Here is a 2,361-nt window from a genome sequence, read left to right on the forward strand (position 1 = left end):
GGCATCCTCCTCCTCTGGCGCTGTCGCGACGTCCTCGAGAATCTCGGCAACAAACTGGAACGCCCCCAGGTAATCGACCCCGTCGAACGAAAACAGATCAGCCAGAGCGGCTTGTGTCTTCACGCTTTTCAATGAAGCCAACATGTCGCCCTGGAGGTTCTTCAGATAGCGCTGAGCCAGGGCGCGCTCGGACTTGGCAATCGACCGATCCAGCTCAGACCGGCCATTGGCGGACAACTCAGAAATAAACTTGTGCAGCGGGTTTTCCCTGCCGTCGAAATCCTCCGGAACAAGGGCCGTGTTCACCAGGAACCCGGAGTGAAAGTACGGGCGGCACATGGCCCTTCTCGACGCCGCACCTGCGAACCAGACCCCCGCCATTCTTCTCTGAAGCAGGTAGCGCAACCGGTAGATGGCGTCATCCACGGCAATGGTGGCAATGCCGCGCTCGCGGGCATCCTGCAGCGCGTCTGGCACGCATTGGCCACCAGACTCCCAGAGCTCCGACGAGAACGGGGGCTCGCTTCGATTGACCTGCTCAAGATCATCCTGCTCTGGATCTTCGCCTGACCCAGAGGTCGGCTGCGAGTCTCCCTGAACTTCCTTGAGCGTTTTCTGGAGACACAGGGAAAGCGCGTTGATTTCGGGACGCTCATCGTCGTAGAGGGTGTCTTTCGGCTCCTGGGACTCCTGGCGCTGATGGATACGTTTTGCGTAGTCCCAACTCGATGACGGGTACGCTCCGTTGACATCACCAAGATACTGTCCTGGCTGGTCGAACTGCCATTCATCCGCGGGTTTGCGCGAGCGTTGCAGCTTGAGTTCGTCGACCGGAAACGCATGCCCCGGCAATGGATCCCCATCGGGCGTTGTCGCCTTGAGTTCAAGATGCACAACGTTGAAGCGGTTGGTTCGCTTCCCCGGCGGCTGTTCGAAGTAGTTCAGGCGAGCGGATGGTAACTGCGACTCACTGAACGCAACCTCAATATCGAGCCACTTGCCATCCATTCGAGCCGGCAGCCAGATTTCCGACAATGCACTCCCCGTCGCCTTTCTCGGGCCGGCCGCAACGCCATCCTTCCGCCGATGCTGTGACAGGGGCACATCGTGATACGTCGTTTCACCCTGCCCGGAAATCCTGATTTCGATTTCACGCCACAGTCGGCCCTCATGGAGCAGGTAGAGAAAACCGGATCGACACATGACCTGATGGTTTGGATTGCTACCCCTCAGTGTGACGCCGGATACCAGTGTCGTCGGAACGACCGGGAGAACGACATGCGTCTGGCGCTCAGACTGCCTTTCGACAGCCCCCTCCTCCTTCAGGAACGGTACCCGGATTGGATCGCCTTCATCCGCGGCCATTTCCAACCAGACGTTCTTGTCATCCTCACCTTTCATGGGCCAAACGTGAAGAATACTGTCGTCCAACTCTTCCGTTTTGACCTGATTCTCCAACCACTCCTGCTGAACCCTATTCGTGGTGTCGAAAAGACGAAATGACTGGCCTTCGGGATGCTTCTTGCCGATCACTTCAATGATCAGGTTTTCACCTTCGCAGGCCGGGCCGGTGCTGGCAGACGTTTGGTTCGTTTGATTCTCTGACATCCTTGTCTTCCTTTAACTGCGAGGCTGGCCGCTGGCGCGGCGGCTTGCTAAAGCGGTTAGCGACTCAAGTTGTAACGAGCTCAGATTGGCTCCGGAAGGGTCGGCTACAGGCTCCGGGTATTCCGATAGACACCACCGTCCTGATTCCCCTTCTTCCAGCCAGTAGTGGCCGTAATGAATGGTCCCACCGGTGATTTCGCACGCTGAACAGAGCTCATGCCAGATCAGCGGATCGTAGTAGCGCAACAGGCCGGTTCGAGGTGGGGCGAAGGCAACGGTTAAACGCTGTTGGGCCCAGGACAGGACAGCATCGAAACCGTCCGCCGATTCGAGGATGAGTCCGCGCCAGCCTTCCGAGCTTTGCATGTCATCCATAACGCGACGCAAGAACGGCGAACCGGCATCGGTTTTTACCAGCAGAGGACTTTCTGATTGATAGGGGCTCCATTCCGTGTCCGCGAATAGATACTGCCAATGGGGCTGCGGTTCAAGATCGTACAGGGTCGGCAGAACGGGGCGCTTGGGCTGTCCTTCGAGGATGACGAAGACCGTCTTGCTGTTCAGTTTAGGCATCATGGTCATCACCGGTTACGCGGTGGCCGACTTGCCACAAGGGCAATCGCTCAGCGGGCAGGTGCCATCAGGCTGCTCCTGACACTGTTCAACCAACGCCGTCCGCTGGATTCGTCCCTGTGTTAGACGGTGGGCAACGACCGGCTTGGCCTCGGCTCGTTGGGCGGTTTCAGCCAATAC

At 58.1% G+C, this 2,361-nt stretch carries 1 protein-coding gene and 1 pseudogene; both read right to left on the reverse strand.

The window, feature by feature from the left end; translation table 11 throughout:
• A pseudogene (locus EZI54_RS23485) lies at nucleotides 1-1,608 on the reverse strand (hypothetical protein); the annotation flags it as partial.
• A gap of 12 nt (nucleotides 1,609-1,620) precedes the next feature.
• Nucleotides 1,621-2,184 carry a DUF4123 domain-containing protein gene (locus EZI54_RS23490; RefSeq protein WP_165495867.1) on the reverse strand — a complete coding sequence of 188 codons (564 nt, stop codon included), beginning with the start codon at nucleotides 2,182-2,184 and terminating at the stop codon, nucleotides 1,621-1,623.
• Between the last annotated feature and the right edge of the window lie 177 nt (nucleotides 2,185-2,361).

The sequence above is a fragment of the Marinobacter halodurans genome (assembly GCF_004327985.1).
GTDB lineage: Bacteria > Pseudomonadota > Gammaproteobacteria > Pseudomonadales > Oleiphilaceae > Marinobacter_A > Marinobacter_A halodurans.

What these genes read in the sequence shown, in the direction of transcription:
- EZI54_RS23490 (WP_165495867.1), bottom strand. Translation starts at nt 2,184, where the DNA reads ATGATGCCTAAACTGAACAGCAAGACGGTCTTCGTCATCCTCGAAGGA.